At 47.9% G+C, this 19855-nt stretch carries 9 protein-coding genes; all 9 read right to left on the reverse strand.

Annotated features, from left to right (window positions below; all coding sequences use genetic code 11):
- Window positions 1-34: 34 nt before the first annotated feature.
- The 9 genes from HX021_RS13075 to HX021_RS13115 all read right to left on the reverse strand — a co-directional run bounded on the left by HX021_RS13075 (window position 35) and on the right by HX021_RS13115 (window position 19587).
- A complete protein-coding gene (locus tag HX021_RS13075; protein WP_286590832.1) occupies window positions 35-3001 on the reverse strand; it encodes a SusC/RagA family TonB-linked outer membrane protein in 2967 nt (988 codons plus the stop codon).
- Window positions 3002-3012: 11 nt separating this feature from the next.
- Complete coding sequence (locus HX021_RS13080) at window positions 3013-5595, reverse strand: alpha-amylase family glycosyl hydrolase (RefSeq protein WP_286590833.1); 2583 nt, start codon at window positions 5593-5595, stop codon at window positions 3013-3015.
- Between the two features lie 192 nt (window positions 5596-5787).
- Entirely contained in the window at window positions 5788-6798 is a 1011-nt protein-coding gene (locus HX021_RS13085) for a LacI family DNA-binding transcriptional regulator (RefSeq protein WP_286590834.1), read from the reverse strand.
- A 272-nt stretch (window positions 6799-7070) separates the two neighbouring features.
- A complete protein-coding gene (locus HX021_RS13090; protein ID WP_286590835.1) occupies window positions 7071-8354 on the reverse strand; it encodes a Gfo/Idh/MocA family protein in 1284 nt (427 codons plus the stop codon).
- Between the two features lie 148 nt (window positions 8355-8502).
- Window positions 8503-10341 (reverse strand): alpha-L-fucosidase, encoded by a 1839-nt coding sequence (locus tag HX021_RS13095; RefSeq protein ID WP_286590836.1) that lies wholly within the window; start codon window positions 10339-10341, stop codon window positions 8503-8505.
- 83 nt (window positions 10342-10424) lie between these two features.
- On the reverse strand, window positions 10425-11342 hold the full coding sequence (locus HX021_RS13100; RefSeq protein WP_286590837.1) for an SGNH/GDSL hydrolase family protein: 918 nt from the start codon (window positions 11340-11342) through the stop codon (window positions 10425-10427).
- Between the two features lie 116 nt (window positions 11343-11458).
- Window positions 11459-14146: an alpha-L-fucosidase gene (locus HX021_RS13105; protein WP_286590838.1), complete on the reverse strand. Its 2688-nt coding sequence runs from the start codon at window positions 14144-14146 to the stop codon at window positions 11459-11461.
- Between the two features lie 39 nt (window positions 14147-14185).
- Window positions 14186-15943, reverse strand: a complete 1758-nt coding sequence (locus HX021_RS13110; protein WP_286590839.1) for a RagB/SusD family nutrient uptake outer membrane protein — start codon at window positions 15941-15943, stop codon at window positions 14186-14188.
- A 107-nt stretch (window positions 15944-16050) separates the two neighbouring features.
- Window positions 16051-19587: a SusC/RagA family TonB-linked outer membrane protein gene (locus HX021_RS13115; RefSeq protein ID WP_286590841.1), complete on the reverse strand. Its 3537-nt coding sequence runs from the start codon at window positions 19585-19587 to the stop codon at window positions 16051-16053.
- Between the last annotated feature and the right edge of the window lie 268 nt (window positions 19588-19855).

Raw genomic sequence — 19855 nt, forward strand, 5'->3', positions numbered from 1 at the left:
TCGCGTTAAATACAATGTTTACACATTCACTTTTCTAAAAATTGACATTGATCCCCAATACATAGGTGCGTGGCCGTGGATAGAAGCGGTCGTCGATACCGTTGGAGATTTCCGGATCCACACCTTTATACTTCGATAGGGTAAATACATTCTGTACAGTTGCCGAAATCGACAGATTGGCCTTACTATTCCGTAAAAATTGGCCGAACTGGTAAGACACATTGATATTATCCATTTTTAGGAAAGACGCATTTTTGATGTAATAATCGCTTTGTAATTGCTTTTCCTTAAAGTTACTGTTCAGAAAATCCACCGGTGCATTATTGATGACCAAGGAAGCCTGGTCAATCACATTATAGCTGCTGCCAAAGTTAGAGGAGACATTGTCATAGACGTAATTATCCAAATTAGCCCGGAAAGTCGTTGCCGCTGACCATTTTTTATAGGAATATGCAGCCGTGAAGCCCAGTAAGTATTTTGGCAATGGTGATTTATACATATAACGGTCGCTGTCACTGATGACCCCGTCACCATTCCGGTCCACATACAGACCTTCTACTGGTTTTCCCTGTTCATCATAAACCTGTTGAAAGGCTCTAAAGCTATAGGGGGTATAACCGACCATATGTGCCTGAATATTATTTCCGGTTCCACCCCGGATTCCGCCGGTTTCGATCATAAAGTTCGGATCATCCGATAAGGTCAGGTTGGTCACTTTGCTACGGTTGTAGGTAAAGTTAATTCCAAAATCCAACGTGGAGTGTTCGGTTTTGACCGGTACCACATGCAGGTTAACTTCCAGCCCCTGATTTTCCATATTGCCGACATTGGTCAGCAAGAAGTTGCTAAAGTTAGATCCAACGGCAATCGGAATGGTACTCAAAAGATCTTTGGTCTTTTTGGAATAATAATCCACGCTACCATAGACCGTATTGTTATGAAAACCAAAGTCAATGCCCGCATTGTAGGTTGAAGTACTTTCCCAGCGGATATCTCCATCGTAAACGACCGGTGAATACAAGTAGTAATACTCATTTCCAAAACGGTACATTGACTGGTCACCACCTATGGTATAATTTGGCATATAGGAATAATTGGCAATACCATCCTGTTGTCCTGTTTTGCCGTAGCTCAGGCGCAGTTTTAAATCAGAAATTGCTTCCTTGTCCTTTAGAAAACCTTCATTTTTTGCACGCCAGGTAAATCCTACCGATGGAAAATAGCCCCAGCGGTTGTCCGGACTAAAGCGCGAGGAACCGTCGGTACGCAACGTCCCGGAAAGTACATAGCGGTTATCGTAGGTATAGATCAGACGGCCATAATAGGAAATCAGTAGATTTTCTGGACGGTCAAAAGGCAAGTTTACCGAAGTTAAGACCTCCCCGGCTTCATTGGTACGGGCAAAATTATAGGACTTGGTGCTATTCTTATAATAGCCATAGCCTACTGTCGCATCAATATTACTTTTTATTGCCGGCAATTCTTTATCATATTTCAGATAAAATTCCAGCGTTTTGTTGTTGATATCGGTCTTATATTCCGTACGTTCACCTCCCTCATTAAAATTACGTGCTGCAATTGCCGGTGTAAATGTATTCCCCTTGGATCGCGCGAGATCGTAGCCTACATTTAAATTAGCATGTAGTTCCGGCAGGAAGTGAAAACTATAATCCAACTTTGCGTTACCGATGCTACGGAACACATCCCCTTTATCTTTACGAAGTTCGAGTAAAGCCAGCGGGTTGCGGGGTGCATTAGGGTTGGGTTTTCCGCCTTGTATCCACTCATAATATCCACCAAAGCTATTTTTATCGTCCACATAGACGGGCTGTGTCGGATCGAACTGTATAGCCGAACCGATGGCATCCTGTGTTGCAAATTTGGACTTCGACCAGGTCCCGCGTACATTCACATCCAACGAAAGGTGATTGTCGAGAAATTTCGGTGTCAAGGCCAGGGCCGCTGTTGTACGTTTGAGGTTATCATTTTTCAGTACCCCATCCTGATTCATGTATCCAGCCGATAGGCGGTAGGGCATGTTCCCCGCTTTTGAGGCGATATTGATGTTGTTATCCGTGGTAAACGCATTGCCATAGATCACATCCTGCCAATCGGTATTGGCCGTCCCCAGCAGCTTTTTCATGTCATCAGCTCCATTTGTGTTGACATAGTCCCGGATCTGATCTGCCGTAAGCAGATCTACCTTTTTACCTACAGTAGCCAAGGAGTTTTGTGTAGAAAAATTGATTTGCGTACCCGACCGACTCCCTTTTTTTGTGGTGATCAGGATAACACCATTAGACGCACGCGAACCGTAAATGGCTGTCGCATTGGCATCTTTCAGGATGGTGAAAGTCTCGATGTCATTGGGGTTGATCAAGCTTAACGGATTGGCCACACCCGATACCGATCCGCCGGCCAACGGAATACCGTCCACCACAATCAACGGGTCATTGCTGGCATTCAGGGAGGCTCCAGTACGGATGCGGATCGTGCTTCCCGCTCCCGGCTGTCCACCACTTGTGGTGATCTGTACCCCCGGCACTTTCCCCGTAATCAATTGTTCGGGTGAGGAAATCTGCCCTTTTTGAAAGTCTTTGGAAGTAACTGTGCTGATCGAACCGGTAAGTTCACTCTTTTTCTGCGTACCATAACCAATCACAACCACTTCTTCCAATTGGCTTGCATCCGATCTAAGGTATAAATTTAAAGGCTTACTGCCCTCTTGCACCTGAATCAGGGTATCGAGTGTAGCATAACCTACCATACTGACTTTCAGGCGCAATTTGCCTGCTTTCAGTCTATCCAAGCTAAAATCCCCGTTTGCATTGGTAGACAGCGACCGTTGAATATCCTCGAAACGCAGCGTTGCACCGCTCAAGGAAGTTCCTTTCTGATCCATTACTTTTCCCTGAAGCGTGGCCTGCTGTGCGAATGCCGAAGCACTCACCCCGAGTAACATGTTCAAGGCCCAAAATGGACGTAATAGCTGTTTGTTCATAAAATAACTGTTTATTTATTTAGTTTTGTTTTGCTGACCAGTAGATACTCTCCGGGCTGAAGACTGACTTTCGTTTGATTGGTCCAATCCAGGGTGTTTCCTGTAAAATTATTTTGCCAAACCAAACGTAGAGCCTGTGGCAGTGCAAAGTCAGCGCTTGTAACGCCAAAATTGCCAAGCACCCCTACCTGCTGCCCATCTTTCTCCAACAGAAAATATTTCATAGCCTCTTTCATTCCCGATTCTACGAGTTTTCCATCCCGGAAAATGCTGTTCTTTATTTTGAAACGTGTCAGTGCGGCATAGACCTCAAAAAGCTGTTTACGCTTATCCTGTTTCAGATAATCCCAAAGGATTGGTTTCTCCCCGGTACGCCCGTTTTCGTCGATAGAGATATCATAACCATATTCGCCAAACTGCCAGATCATCTTGGGACCTGGAGTGGTCAACAGGAACAGGGCCACCTGCTCCATTCGTGCTAAAGCCGTATTTAAATTTTTTATGCTATAGTTTCCTGATGCATTTCCATAATTGAGGCATTTGAACAACAGGCGTTGTTCGTCGTGACTTTCCATATAGGAGACAAATGCCGGCTGTGACATGCCATGACTGCTGGCAAACAGGCGACCGAGGTCAGATCCGTTGTTGCTGTTCCAACCCATCGCAGCCTCGTTAAAGACCGCATTCATATTATTCCAGAGCAGCATGCCAGACTGCGCCAATTCCATTTCCTCCCGGTCACCACCGAGATGTTCCAAAATTACATAACAAGTCGGATCCAGGTTGTGGATATGCTGTTGGTACTGCTTTAAAATCGCAACACGCGATGCATCATAGGCATTCCAGGCCGATAGGTCGGTCTCCGATGTGCCCGAATTTTTCTGTGTAAAACCTTTCGAGAGATCAAAACGAAAACCATCGATCTTATATTCTTTCAACCAAAAGGTCAACATATCTTTTACAAAGGCTTGTGTGTAGGCACTCTCATGATTAAAATCAAATCCCACGTTAAAAGGATGTCTGGCAATGCTATTGAACCAGGGATTATCACTGGAAACATTCGTATTTTCGGCATACAGCTGTACCATTGGCGACTGGCCAAAGGCATGGTTAAATACCACGTCCAGGATAACGGCAATGCCATTTTCATGACAGGCATCAATGTAAGCCTTAAAGTCATTCTTTGATCCATAGTACTTATCCAGCGCCCGATGAAAAGAGGGATTATAGCCCCAGGTCGAATTGCCCTCAGACTCCTGTACAGGCATCAGTTCAACCGCATTGATCCCTAAGCGTTTTAGGTAGGACAACGAATCCCGGAGCGTTGCATACTGATGTTGCTTAACAAAATCACGTACCAGGAGTTCATAAATCAGCAGATCCCCAGCGGCAGGTTTAACAAAAGAGCTGACCTTCCAGGGATAAGATTTTGAAACAAGGTCAAGTACCGCAACGATTCCACGTCCTCCCTGTGGATACGCGGGCAGATTGGCGATGTTAGTTCCCAATGCAGCATCGTTTTGCGGATCGAGAACCAATTCGGCATAGGGATCGGCTATATATTGCTGACCATCGATCAGAAATTGATAGGTATATGGTTTTGCAAAGTCCAGATCCGACAGGGTTATCCACCATGTTTTTCCATCCGGTGTCTGGCTCATTGCATATGCCGAGGTTGCCTTATAGCTGTTAAAATCACCTAATAGGTATACATTCTTTTTTAAGGGTGCGGTAAGCGCAAAACTCACCTGCTTTTTTGTTCGGTCCACAGTAACACCATTTGGATTGATTCCCCCTGGCAATGCGGCGATTGCAGGTTTGGCCTGTGCCAGTAATTGCATTTTGCTGCTCACAACCTGACCATTGCTTTGGAGCCGGGCTTCAATTTCATGCATGCCATCGATTTGCAGGCTTAGCTTTTTTTCCAGCAAAGACACGTTGTTTTCCTTGGCAATTTGCACACCGTTGTCCCATAAGGTCATTGTCCCCGACTGACTGCCTTGTACCTTGATTGTTAACAGATCGCCAACACGATAATTATCTTCTGCCAATAGTGGACTCGTGGGTTGCGCTACTGGAGAAAGAAAGCAGATAGCGCCATTCTCCCCGGCCAATGGCAGCAATAAATCCGAACCATCGCGGTTGCGTTGCACCAACGATCCATCCGCATTACGTACCAGGAGCGCGATCTGACCAAAACCAGTGCCGTTGTTGAGCTTGAAAAGTGTTGCCGGATTCAATGTGAATCGGTATTTACCAGAGGATACAAATTGTAGTTTATAGGCATTATCGTTCTTATTCCAATCGGTCAGCACATGTTGCCAGTCTCCCCCCGCAGCAGCGATCAATCCGATATGCAAGTATAGATCGGCCGAACTTCCTTTGAAAGCTCCGTTACCTTTCGAAAAATCAAATTGCAGTGTAATTTCCTTATCCCAAAAGATAAAAGGCGAAGAAGCATATACCAAACCAGCGGCATCAGGCTCGGCAATAGGGAGTTGTTCGGGATCAACAATATCCTTTTTGTTGGCACACGAAGACAACAGGATAAATATCCAAAGATAGCCTACGTAATGAATGATCTGCTTCCCCATCGATAATTAGTTTTGCTTGGTCTGTTTTTGGGAACGTTCCCGAAACTAAGGAAAAAAGAAATCGCCTGTTGCGATTTGCCGTTATTCCCCTCCCAATGTTTTTACAAAATTGATTATTTAAACTCATCGGGAATGTTCCCGATATGAATCAAAGCTAAGTATTGGGTATATTAAAAACAAATATTTTTTTACTTATTTCTGGCTGGATTCTTGAAAAATAAGCTGGGAATCAAGATAAACCGAATTAGCAAACTTTTCATTATTGGGGTCATCCATCTTCTCCAGGAGTAGTTTTGTCACTAATTCGCCCATTTCAAATGCCGGCTGCTTGACTACACTGAGTGCCGGATCGATCAGATCCGCAATATCCAAGCAAGAAAAACAGATAATCTTGAGCTGTTGTGGGATAGCGATATTTAATTTTTTGGCCACCCGGATACTCGAGATTGCCAGACGTTCGACAGCAGCAAATATAGCATCGGGTTTTTCCGTTTCGATGAGCTTTGCAATATCTTTCATATTTTGCTCGGCATCATTGACGGTATCGAGGATCAGTCTGGGGTCAATCTGAATTCCGGCTTCCACAAGGGCTTTCTCGTAGCCCTCTTTACGCACCTTACCAATAGATATATGGGGGTCTATCGCCAGGTAAGCCACCCTTTTACAATCATTTTCTATCAGATGCTTCGTCGCCAGATAGGCTGCTTCTGCGTCATTACCGGTAATATAACCACCTTTCCAGTCATCGTATGCCCGGTCGAAAAACATGACGGGTATGCCCCGTTCTTCGAGCAATTGGATATGGGAATGATCTTTCCCCTCCCCTGATGCCGAGATAATAACCCCATCCACGCGACCATTGACCAAGGAACGGACAATCGATGCTTCATTTTGTACCTGATGATCGGTCACATAAATTAATGTATGATATCCTTTAGAACGCGCCACAGCCTCTATGCCCTTGATCGCCTGGGAGAAAAACTTATTTCCAAATTCAGGAATGATGATCGCAATGGTCAGGCTTTTATTGGCTTTGAGGCTACTCGCATACACATTCGGGGAAAAACCAATCTCTTCGGCCATGGCCAGAATACGAGCTTTAGTAGCAGGGTTAATATCCACATTGTCCCGAAATGCACGGGAAACGGTTGATTTTGATAAGCCTAATTTTTTGGCCAGATCGACGATTGTTAATTGAGACATAGCGATTGTTCCCTCTGCTGTTATGCGCTTAATAATTGCTTTATGCAAATAAAGCAATTATCTTTCCAGAATAGCAAATTTTCTTTTTGTTCATGGTCAAATTTCAGTCTCTCTCAGCAGCACCAGTGCTATGAATGCACTTAAAACTGTATGATGTTCCTGCTATAAATAAATAACGGTATTCTCAAAACAGCCCCAACTTGAAGCAAGTTGGGGCTGCCGAGCCTGTTATAACAGGTATAGATTATAGAAATAAGCGCCGGATGCCTTGGTCAAAACTTCCTGAAATCCCATTCACCGCGATATGGGCGGCTGCGCAGGAGGTTGGCATACTCATTGTCAAATTCCTCTTTTTTGGGGTCCCATTTGAGGTCTTTCTGAAGCTCATAGGCAATGTTGACCGCATTGCATACCGAGGCCGTCCGATGACCAATTTCCACATCGCAGATCGGTTTGCTGCGCTTCTTGATGGCATCTACAAAATCCTGATAGTGGTTGTCACTGTAATACACCCGTTTGTCAGCATCGCTCAGCTTTAATTTGGCCAGATTTTCAGGATTCGAACGGATAAATTCGCGGCACACCTCGATCTTACCTTTCTCACCGATAAATTGAATGGCATTGGGCACTCCCCATTGTACATGATTGACCTTCACCCCATTGGCATACATAAAAGAGAGGCCACTTTCGGCATTGGCTTGCTTTGGTGGATTAAACTGCGTGGGTCCCGAGCCGTCCATACCAAGTGCCCATTGGACAATGTCAAACATATGTGCGCCCCAGTCGGTGATATAACCGCCACCAAAATTGCTATAGCCACGCCACCAGGCCCATTTATCATCCTCAATGGGTGGGCTCAAGATCGGATTGTATCCCCGGTAAGGCGAAGGCCCCACCCACATGTCCCAATCCAGGTAATCGGGGGCTGGCATCCCGGGCAGGTCACATTGTTTGACCGGTTCACCCACCGAGACATTGATCTCCTTGATCTGGCCAATGTAACCATTCAGTACCAGTTCTGCAGCCTGTCTGAAGTTGAAGGAAGACCGTTGCATACTTCCCGTCTGAAATACCCGCTTGTATTTACGTGTGGCGTCCACCATGGCCCTTCCTTCAGCGATCGTCAATGCCAGCGGCTTTTCACAGTAGATGTCCTTCCCTGCCCGGGCAGCATCCACCGCCACCTGCGCATGCCAGTGGTCCGGTGTAGCGATCACCACCGCATCGATATCTTTCCGCTCCAACAGCTCACGGTAATGCGCATAGGCCGCCACCGTACCTTGTGTTTTTCCAAGCTCCACCTGCTTTTTTGCAGTCGCGGCGATAAATGCCTGCAATTTTTTGCGGTCTACATCACAGGCAGCCAAGGTGTTGATTTCTTGACAGCGGTTCAACCCATTCATCAGGGTGTAGGATTGCTTCCCAACACCGATAAAGCCCAGATTGATCCGGTCGCTTGGGGCCAGAAACCCATTTCCCCCCAGGACAACCCGGGGAACAATGGTAAACGCCAAGGACGATACAATGCCCTTGGCAATGAATTCTCTTCTTTTCATTTAGTATACTAGTTTGTTCATCACTTATTTCATTCTACAGTCAGCCTACTGCTCTGGTAGTAGGCTGAGGTCACCTGGTCAGAAAGCCCCCAGGATCTGTGTATCGATGGATTAAGATCGGATCCAGGAGGCTCCCTGGCCTGGGCATTTATTCCTGCACCGGAATCAAGGTCACTGTGGCAATTTCAGGCAACGCTTCCCCTTCGATTGCCGTGGCCTGCAAAGACACCCGGATGCTCGGCTCACCTATGGCCCGTTGAGGGGCATCTACTACCCCCAGCTCGACCTCCTTAAACGTACTTCCATTTTCGGCAGCAAAGGCATGGGTTAACTGCTGATCAAACAGTGAAAGCATAATTTTACCCTGATGTTTGGCATGAGGCAGGTAATTGACCAGCACTTTGTACTTGCCGGGTTTCTGGATCTTGATATCCCAGTAAACCCGGTCCCTGCTGTCTTTCCACTGTCCAATGGCATTCGGACGATTGGGGTCGTGGGTATGGGCACCGATAATTTTCAGTCCCTTCCCTTCCTGCAATTTGGCGTTATTGGCATTCATCACAATGCGGCCATCGGCCTGGGTCTGTGTGAGGCTCTCCTCCACCAGGGCTTTGCCCTGGATTTCGACGACAATGACTTTCGGACCTTTTTCTATTGTAAAAACATCCACCGGAATTACCGGCCGGCCCTCCTTGATCTCCACCTTAAGTTTCGATCCAGGTTCTGCCAGTGCATAAGCTGCCATCACCTTATTTTTGATCGGCAGGTCAATTGCCCCACTGGCAGGCCTATCAAAGATATGCAGGTACAGCTTGCCGGCCTTTTGGGTACAGTATCCCCAATCCAGGGCCTGAAAGGGACTTGCCGTTGTGCCATAGATCGCTTCCTTATTGACCTGCATCCAATCGCCGATGCGCTCCATGATCTGCACGGCAGGTGCAGGAATGGCGCCATCCCCATCAGGCCCCACATTCAGCAGAAAATTGCCACCCTTACTGACCGTTTCCACAAACAACTGCATGATTTTTGGAAAGCTCTTCCAGTTCTGGTCGTGGGCACTATAGCCATAGCTCTCGTTCATGGTGTGGCTCACCTCCCAGTACATGCCCGGCAATCCTGTCGGTGGAATATATTTTTCGGGCGTACCGATATCACCATTCTTATTTTCGAGTCCATTCCAAAACCGGTTGTTGATAATAATATTTGGCTGCCATTTGATCAGATCCGTCAGGATATGCTTCGTTCCCCAGGATTCCCCTTCATGCTGTTTGTTGCTAAAGTCGGGCCATAGCATATCCAGCGTACCATAGTTCTGTGCCAGTTCCTTAATCTGGCCATAGAGGTATTCTTTATAACGGTCATGATCCGGTTTATGATTGTCGGGATTGGGGTTCAGCTGGAAGGCTTCATACGAATCGGGGTGTTGCCAATCCAGCAGGGAATAATAGGCCCCCACCTTCATGCCCTCCTGCCGGAAGGCATCCATGATTTCTTGATAGAGGTCCCTTCCTTTGGGTGATAAATTCGCTGAACCTGTCACCTCATTCTTCAGGGCATAAGGCTGCTGGCTGTTAAACAGGCTAAAGCCTTCATGGTGCCTGGAGGTCAAGACCATATACTTCATTCCTGCTTTTTTGGCCAGGCGGGCCCAGCTTTTTGGCTCAAACGAGCGAAGTGTAAATTTTGGTTTCAATACAGCAGCATACTGCGCACTGGGGATTTTCCCCCAGGTCTGTATCCATTCGGCATAGTGCTGGGGGTATTTTTTTCCTTCAAAACTGCCTCCGGCAGCACTATACAATCCCCAATGGATAAAGAGACCAAAGCGGGCTTCCTTAAACCATTCCATCCGTTTATCTTGTGTTTCGGCCCATCCAGGCACCCCCTCATAGGGCTGCGATTTGCTCTGGGAAAACGAGGCATCAGTCATCCATAGCAGCATCCCCAGTGCTGCTGCACATTTCCATCTTAAAAAATTAGTTGTCATCTGTATCATCTATTTATGTTCGTATCAGGTATTTCTGTATCCTTTACATCCAAGTGGGTGTACATCGAAAGGCTTTCCCTGCCCTAAAACCCTTCGCCCTGGAGCTCTCTTTGGATCTTTTGATATTCATGCTGCGCTTCCGGCAGCGGGCGTCCCTTGTTCAGCCCCGGCCGCTTATGGCCGGTGTAGGTCAGCCAGGCATCTTTCATGAGGGTCTGCTGTTTCCATACCAACTCATATAATTTTCCGAGCTTCGGATCATTGGCGAGCTGTTCTTCCCAGCTAGCTGCTACCGGTAGGCTGGGCATCAGGTGGCGGACAATTTCCCTGGCCATCAGCCAGTGCCCCAGTACGCCGGGGTGCACACCGTCTGCAGCCAGTTTAAACGCTGGATCGCCCTGGATATGTTCTTCCAGATAGCGCTTCATGGGAAAGTGCAGGTCAATGACCTCCCATCCATGCCTATGTCCGTACTGGAGCAGCCATTCGGCATAACGGTCCAGCACCTTGTTATAGCCATTCAATCTCAGCTTGGGATCATCATGTACTGGTGGTGTCATCCATAGGATATGCTTGACACCCTTCTTTTTCAGTTGATCATGCAGGAGTTTGACCCCTGTTTTATAGGCCTCAAAACGTTTGGCATCCAGGGGCAGATAGATGCCGTCGTTCATGCCATAACAGACAAATACCACTTCAGGATTGATTTTGCTGAGGACACTGTCCAGACGGTCAAAAAGACAGGGTCGGGGAAAGCGGCCATCCGCATGGTTAGGTTCACTCAGTCCCGACAGGGTTTCACTGGGTAGCCCCAGGTTGATAAATTGCGGCTTATGTTTCGGGTGGCTGGTTAAAAACAGGCTTTCGGTCATTGCCACATATTTTCCGGCATAAGTAATACTGTTTCCTAAAAAAAGGACCTGTTTGGCTTCATCCCAGACCAAGCCCTTCTTTTTGTCCTGCGCATGTCCCTGCAGGTAACAGCAAAGGCTGAGGCACAAGAGCAGCAGGTAGCCCCGGGTCCTGGTTCGGTTCAGCAATAAATAGGGTAAATGCAGCATATCATTTGATCTTTAGTATATCTATTTCAGTGGTTCAGGTCTTTGAGCCTGCTTTATCAGGCAAATTTTATCTTTAATGCATAGCCTAGGGTATTGTCTTGTACCTGCTTGGGCAGCTGCAAGTGGAGTCCCTTATCATCCTGCCCAAAGTCGACTTTTCCAAAGCCCAGGATTTCAACCGATGTGACCTTCCCCTGACCTGTGTGGATTGCCGGCACCTTGACCTGAGCATCTGCTGGCGGGTGCAGGGCCATCGCATAGACAAATCCGTTCTTCTGGGTAAACCAAAAGTCCAGCGCCGTAAACTTCGCATGGAAGCCCTCCCTTTCCCTTTGTTCGGTATCCGTGATCTGGACTGTGGTCGGACCATCATGCTGTATGATCCAGGGTGAGCTGCCATAGACCGCTTCACCGTTGGTTCGCAACCATCGTCCCAAAACCCCAAGATTCCGCTTCACCTCAGGGACGACTTGCCCCTGGGCATCAGGCCCTATATTGAGCATATAATTGCCACCCTTGCTCACGATTTCCAGCAGCCAATAACGCAGTTCATCAACCTCCTTCCAATCATGATCATAGGATTTATAGCCCCAGGAATGGTTGAACGTACCAATGGCTTCCCAAGGTTTGGCAAAGGTTTCCATCGTGGCAGGGATCCGGTTATCTCCCGGAATGGCATAATCCCCCATCCCATTGCCAATCCGTTCGGAGACAATCACATTGGGGTTCCCTTCATAGACCGTTTTATAAAAACGGAAACTCTGTTCTGCCGTCATCAGTCCTGGCATATCAAACCAGATGTATTTCAGTTTTGGAAACCGCTGCAAGATTTCCTGTACCTGCGGAATAGCCTTTTCATTCAGATAGGCCGCAAAAGAATTGGCACTGGGATCCCAGCGGTTGGCCCCGAAGGCATCCGTTTTGGCATTGATGAGGTCATTCCGGGCCTTGGTGACGGCATATTGGGCATCGCTGCCATCCCGCCAGTCAATATTATGGGAATAGTAAACCCCAAAGTCCAGTTGATGCCGAAGGCAGGCCTCATACAGTTCCTGAATGATGTCCCTTTGATAAGGAGTAGCCTGCACGACATTAAAGGAGCTCACCCTAGAGTCAAATAAAGCAAAGCCATCGTGATGCTTGCTGGTGACGACAAGGTATTTCATGCCGGCATCTTTGGCCATTTTCACCATCTTGTCGGCATCAAAAGCCTGAGGGTTAAATTTCGGGGCAAGCTCCGCATAGGTGGCCCGTGGAATCTTGGCGACCAGCTGGATCCATTCGGCCACACTGGGGCTCCCCAGGTCTTCTATTTTCTTGCCATCCCATATGCCCCCCGGAATTGCATATAGCCCCCAGTGGATAAAAAGGCCAAACTTCTGTTGCTGAAAATCAGCCAGGGCCTTGGCTTTATGCGCATTCATCGTCTTCCACGCCTGCATGAGCGATGCTGTAGACTGATGTATCCGGTCATTCCACCGGGTCAAGGCCTCCAGGTAATAATAATCTGCATAAACCAAGGGAACATCGATTTCCCCTTTATGTGGGATACTGCCGACGCTATGTTTCAGCAGAAAGAAACCATTTTCGCCCACCTTGCTGGAATAGCGTTCCGAGCCCAGGGACCGGAGGATCTTTTCGGCCACATCGAGATAAGCCTGCTGCTGTTCGGGCTCAAGATAGTCGACAAGCTCCAGCAATGCCGATGCAGTGACCGCCGCCGCCGAAGCATCCCGTGGTATGTCCTGGAAATCGGTTTTATGGTAATCCCAGTTGGGCACAAACCCGGGCTGGTCGACATCAAAATCCCATAGGGGTACTTTATCCGCTGGCAAGCGAGGGTGCTGGGTATAGAAATCAGCCATTTTCACGGCTGCTGTTAGGTATTTCGGGTCTTTTGTTTCGCGGTACATCACCGTAAACCCATAGAGTCCCCATGCCTGGCCCCGGGCCCAGGCGGAATTGTCCGAAAAGCCCTGTGCCGTTTCCTTACTGAGCACCGCACCCGTATTGGGATCGTAGTTGATGACATGGTAGGAACTGAAATCAGGCCGATATTGATGTTTCAAGGTTGTTTCGGCATGTTGGATGGCCACATTCCGGTAGACCGGATCACCCGATAGTTTGGAAGCCAGAAAAAGGAGTTCCAGGTTCATCATATTATCGATGATCACCGGAAACTGGTAGGTATGCTTACCATCCCAGGAAGGAAATGTATTCCAGGATTTGATCGCACCTACCTTTGGGTTAAACCGAGTCAGCAACGACTTGGCACTCTGGATCAGGATCGGTTTGAAGGTCGTATCCCCTGTCAGCCGATAAGCATTGCCATAGCTGCAGTTCATGACAAAACCAATATCATGGTGACTGGTATTGAACTGATTATTTTCCAACGATTTGGTCCATTTCATGGCGGCATCGCGCCATTTATCGGCACCTGTATATTCAAAGACATACCACAGGCTGCCCGGCCAAAAGCCACCGGTCCAATCGTGGATATCTGTAAATGATGTATTTCCCTGTGCATCGGCAGAACGGGGGTATTTACGCAGATCCGTATGATGTTTATAGAGCCGTTCATATTGCTGTTCGGCCAGATCGAAGCCTCTTTTTACCATATCACTGGTATCGGCCGATGCCCAAAAGGGGCAAAAAAGAAAGGCAAAAAACAGCATCAACAAACGATGTCGGTGAATGATCATATTATCATTAGGTTTATCGTACAGCTCGATTCCTATGTGCAAGCTGTCAGGTTTATAAAAAATTAAATTACAAAAAAAGAATCAGTCTACCCAACCTGGGTTTTGCACCAAGTTCACGTTCATCTGTAATTCCGAAGTCGGAATGGGCCATACCGTCAGAAAATCACCTTTATAACTATAATTGCTGACATTGGTGCCCCAGATCTGCTTACGTCCATTTCCTTTTTGGAATACTTTTTCCTTCCAGGTTCCCCAGCGCAGTTCGTCGAAGTAGTTTATTCCCTCATTTGGGAACTCAACCCGGCGTTCATTTTGAATGCGGACGCGCAGGTCGTCCTTTCCTGTCACAGCGGTCGCGGCATTTGAATTCAACAGCGCAACACCTGCACGCTGACGGACTTCATTCACTTTTGCCACCGCTTCATTCAGCTGGCCTTCCTCATTCAGCGCTTCGGCCCACATCAGCAGGATATCGGCATAGCGGAAAACCGGGAAGTCTATCGGCCCGTAATTACGGTCAACAAGCTCATTGACACCTTCGGCGACAAATTTCCGGTAGAAATAAAAGAAATTGATCTGTGTATCACTCTGGATATCCCCATCCACCTGGGCCTGGCCACGGAATGGCCAGCGCATAAACTGCAGGCTTTCGACATTCGTAAAATTATAGGCTCCCCTAAAAGAAGAATATGGAGTCACCACATTCGCCTGGAGGCGGGGATCACGGTTTTCATATGCCTTTTTGATCCGTTCTTCATTGCCCTGCGGCAGATATAAGCTCATCTTTGCCCCCCGCAAAGCGGCAGCGGCTTTTTCGGCTTCGGTCAGGTTATTGCGCAGGAAAAAGACCTCCCGTTCATTTTCTGTCAAACCCGAATACCCCGGAATGACTTTATCCCATGTAAACTTGGAGCCATCCTTATTTTCATACAGATCGACCAGATGAGGTGTGGGCATAAAGTAGTTCCAGCCCCGCGAGTATACCGAAGGCCAGCCGCATAGCAGCTGCATGTTGTTGCCGTAGCCCGATTCACTCCGGTGCTGAATGGAAAAGATCATTTCCGGACATTGTTCATTGGCTTCCTTAAACAATGCTTTATAATCGGCAAACAAGGTATGTCCTGCATCCTTTACCTTTTGAAAATCAGCGGCGGCCTTTGCCCATTCTTTACGATAGAGGTATACTTTGCCCCGCAGTGCATAGGCCGCCGCCTTGGTGGCATGGCCATAATTGGCATTACCGGCAGGATAGCGATCGGGGAAATTAGGTTCCGCGATACAATCGTTCAGATCGGCTAGGACCTGCTGCCAGACCTCCTCTTCTGTATTACGGCCTTTGATCGCTTCGACGGCTGTAAAGGGTTCAAGGTAGATGGGCACTCCCTTGTAGAGCTGGTTGAGCCTAAAGTAAAAATAAGCCCGCAGAAATTTAGCCTCGGCAATATACCGGGCTTTCTTTTCGGCTGGAGAAGGTGATTTGGTGGGTATATTTTTCAGTGCGTCATTTGCCCGTTGGATACCTTCGTACTGGATCTGCCAAACATTCAGGAACAAGGGGTCTCCTGCTGTAATCGTTCCGGTCATCAACGGTTCATCAAAGCGTCCCTGTCCCGTAAACGAAAAGCGGTCAAATTGATAAAGCTCATAAAGCGAGATCAGGCCACTATGGCTCATCTTGAGCCGAAAGGAATTGTAGATCCCGGCAACTCCCAGGTCCGTTAGGTTGTCTGTCGTCCACATGGTTGCCGTGGATACCGATGAATAGGGTGAGGTATCCAAAAGATCTCTTTTACACCCCAAAATACCTGTTATCAATAAAATTGCGATTAATTTTTTCATTAGAATATGTATTATTCATTCATTATCTGTCATTATTTCTTTGTCTCGATCGGCAGTCCTGCCGCCATCAGGTCTGCTCATGCCATGAACATCCTGTTCAGCTCAGATTAAAACGTGAGGTTCACCCCCAGCGAATACTGCCGCATGGTAGGGTAGTTTACCACAGAAGAATTGATGATGTTCGGATCATTGGAAGCTGGCCCGATCTCCGGGTCCAATCCCGGAAACTTGGTCCAGGTCAGCAGGTTTTCGCCAGCCAGATAAATCCGCAGCTTGGCAATCGAGAAACGGCTGGCCACACTTTCGGGAAGGGTATACCCCAGCTGAAGGTTGCGCAGTTTCACAAAGGACGAATTGTAGAGGTAAAAATTGCTCGTCCGTCCATTCTGGGCATCAGTGACGCCTTTCAGCCGTGGATAGTGGCCATCGATGCGATTGTTGGGATCTGCGGGGTTGGCGGCATTATAATAATAATGATCGTCTGCCACCAGCGCCGGTACAGACTTACCCTGGGCCACAATGGAGGAATTGAGGTACAGTTCATTCCAGTAATAAGCCATTCCGGAAGAAGCCGACCAGATCATCGAAGCATCAAACCCCTTGTAGGCCAGGTTGACACTCAGTCCGTAATTGAATGCCGGAGTTGCCCTTTTTCCTGTAAATTGTTGATCGTAGACATTTCCATAGACACCGTCGCCATTGAGATCCGAATAGATCAGATCCCCGTACCATATCTTGGTGGGGTCTATCCCATCAGCAGGTTGAAACGAATAGCCTGCGGCAACCATGGCTTTTAGCCATTCCATATCCTGTTCGGTCCGGATCATACCGTCCTGAGGCCCCCCGTCTTTGTTAACGCTACCATCTGCCATAAAATGGTTTCCGGATCCTTTATAGACATTGTACAGGTAGAACTCATTGATTTCATGTCCTTCGATGATACGCTGGTTGGTACCACTGGATACCATCCCGATATTGGACTGGTACACCTGATTGCCTGCCGCATCGCTGACGTAACCTTCGGAAAGGAGGCCTTTGTATTTTTCTACCCGATTGGTATTGTAGGCAAAGTTACCCGAAACACTATATTTAAAGTCATTGATCCGATTTTGATAGCTCAGGGTCAGTTCGAGACCGCGCTTGCTCACTTCAGCGATATTCATCGTTGCCGCAGCCGCAGTCCCTGTGGTAGCCGGGATCGTAGGCACAAACAATATTCCATCGGTAAATGCCCGGTAGATATCAAATTCCACATTGAGCTTTCCCTGCAGGGCTGTGGCCGTAAAGCCTAGGTTTGTCGTTGTGGTGGTTTCCCAGTGCAGCATATCGTTGCCCAGTTTGGTCTGTGCCAGCCCACGGATCGCCTGGTTGTTGAACGAATAATTGACTGTGCCATAAGAAGGCAGGTGGTCGTAGTTTCCCGGCGAGGCATTGTTTCCTGTCTTCCCCCAGGAAGCCCTCAAGCGCAGGTCGTCCACGACAGATTTCAATGGTGCCATAAAAGGTTCCTCCGAAATACGCCAGCCGGCGGAGAATGCCGGGAAGAATCCCCAGCGTTTGGCCGTTCCAAACCTTGAGGAACCATCATAACGCAATACAGCCTCGGCCAGGTATTTGTTGTTGTAAGCATAGTTGGCCCGTCCAAAAAACGAACGCAAGCCATAATCAAACTCATCGCCCGTAATCGAGCTCATGGTCATGGCCGAATTAAAGGTCGTCAAATCCGGGTGCACAAGCCCCAACATAGCCGCATTGTTGTTATACTGATTGAAATACTGCTCGTTGTAACCGACAATTCCGCCTACATCATGTTTCCCAAAGGAGCCATTATAGCGCAGCACATTGTCGATGATCACATTATAGCTTTTGGTGAGCCCATATTGCGTGGTGATCTGTCCTGGTGACAAGGCCGCCGTACTGAGTTTGTTGGTTGCAAAATTCCATTTTTCATAAGGCACCAGATGCGAATTAAATTCGGTATAGCTGTGGTTGTAATTTACCTTCGATTCAAACTCCAGCCCTTTCATGAGGTTAAGTTTTGCAAAAATCGTGGTATTGAAGCGATTAACCTGATTCCTGCCCCCTATACCGTTCAGGAATGCGAGGGCATTGTTGGCTGTTGCCGACTCTTCAGCGGCAGCCGGAAAGCCATATACCCCATTATAATAAGGATATACCCCCGGCACGGTCTGTGTCAGGTAGGAATAGGCGGTGCCCACATCGGCGACACTCATGTTCTGCATATCGCCGAAGGTCTGTGTTCCTACCGTGAGGAATTTGGCGACCTTGGACTGCAGGTTTACCCGCATCCGGATCTTGTCGGCTCCCGTTTCGGGCATCGTCCCAGGATTGTTGAAATAGCCGACCGAAAAGAGGTATTGCGTATTGTCGGTTCCACCGTTGAGGGAGAGGTTATGGTTCTGCAGGAGCTTACGCTGCCCGAACAGCACATCTCCCCAATTGGTATTGGGGTAGGCAACTTCATTCGGGATCCCAAATTCTGTCAAACCGGCAGGATTTTTCCTGGCCTCCTCCCACAGCTTGATGGTTGCGTCGGTGTATACTGCCGCCTGCCCCAAATTGGTGAACCCCTCATTGACAAGGCGCATATGCCGTGCATAATCCGTAATGAACTCCGGTACATTATTCGGCCGCAGCATGGATACCATGCCCGTATAGGATACATTATTTTTGCCCTTGGCCCCTTTCTTTGTCGTGATGACTACGACCCCATTGGATCCCAATGAGCCATAGATTGCTGCTGTGGCGGCATCCTTCAGAATGGAGATGGACTCCACATCATTTGGGTTTACCGCATCCATCGAACCCACGATTCCATCGATCACCACCAAGGGTGAAGTATTGTTTAGCGTGCCTTTCCCGCGGATCAGGATATTGGCACCATCTGCTCCCGGTTTACCTGTGGTCGTCTGCACATTCACCCCTGCTGCCAAGCCCGCCAGCGAAGAGGTTAAGGTCGATGTGGACCGGTTTTCCAGGGAGCTTCCATTCACGGTAGATACCGCACCGATTACATTTGCCCGCTTTTGGCTGCCATAGCCCACCACCACCACTTCGTCCAGACCACTCACCTCCTCCTGCAACACAATCTGCAGTTCGGCGGTATCCCCGACAGTCTTTTCAAGCCGCTGGTAGCCGATGTTTGAAAAGACCAGGGTCGCCATTGCGCCGGACAATGGAATGGAAAAACGGCCATCCTGATCCGAGGTGGTGGATATCGAACTGCCTTTTACCGTAATGGTGGTACCCGCAATCGCCTGTCCTTTGGCATTCACCACCCTGCCCGTAATCGTTTTCTGCAGCAGCTCCTTCGGCTCGGCAGCCGCCCTTCTTTTTTTCGGTTTAATGATGATGACCTCATCTTTTTTGACCCAGTCCAGATCCAGCGGGGCCACGATAGCATTCATGGCATCTTCCAGCTTCGCATGTTTGATATTGACAGACAAGCGCGTCTGGGCCAGGGCCTTGCCATTTAAAAAGAAGTTGACACCACTCTGTTTCTGAATACTCAGCATCACCTGATTGAGGGTGACCTGCCTGGCGGTTAAATTTATGGTCTGTGCATTTCCTTCGGCAAAAGCCTGCATCATGGTCAGTAAGGAAATGAGTACGATCAATTTCATAATCAGTATACTGCGTAAAGTTAAACTCCACGGGTGTAGCCTAACAAATGGATAAAAAATCATATGTTTGTATGGTTTGTATGTTATTATAAATGGTTATCAACAGATTGCCCTCGGGCAACGACTATAAGTACATGCATCCATTCGAGGCAGTGCCCCCCAGCACTGCCTTTCTTGTGATACCTATACTTCCGCCCACCCTTAGGTGGGTTTCATGATCAGCTTTGTCTTCATATTATTTAGGATTATGATAAGTTTTTACATTTTT

Source organism: Sphingobacterium sp. N143 (assembly GCF_030325625.1).
In the GTDB taxonomy this organism is placed as follows: domain Bacteria; phylum Bacteroidota; class Bacteroidia; order Sphingobacteriales; family Sphingobacteriaceae; genus Sphingobacterium.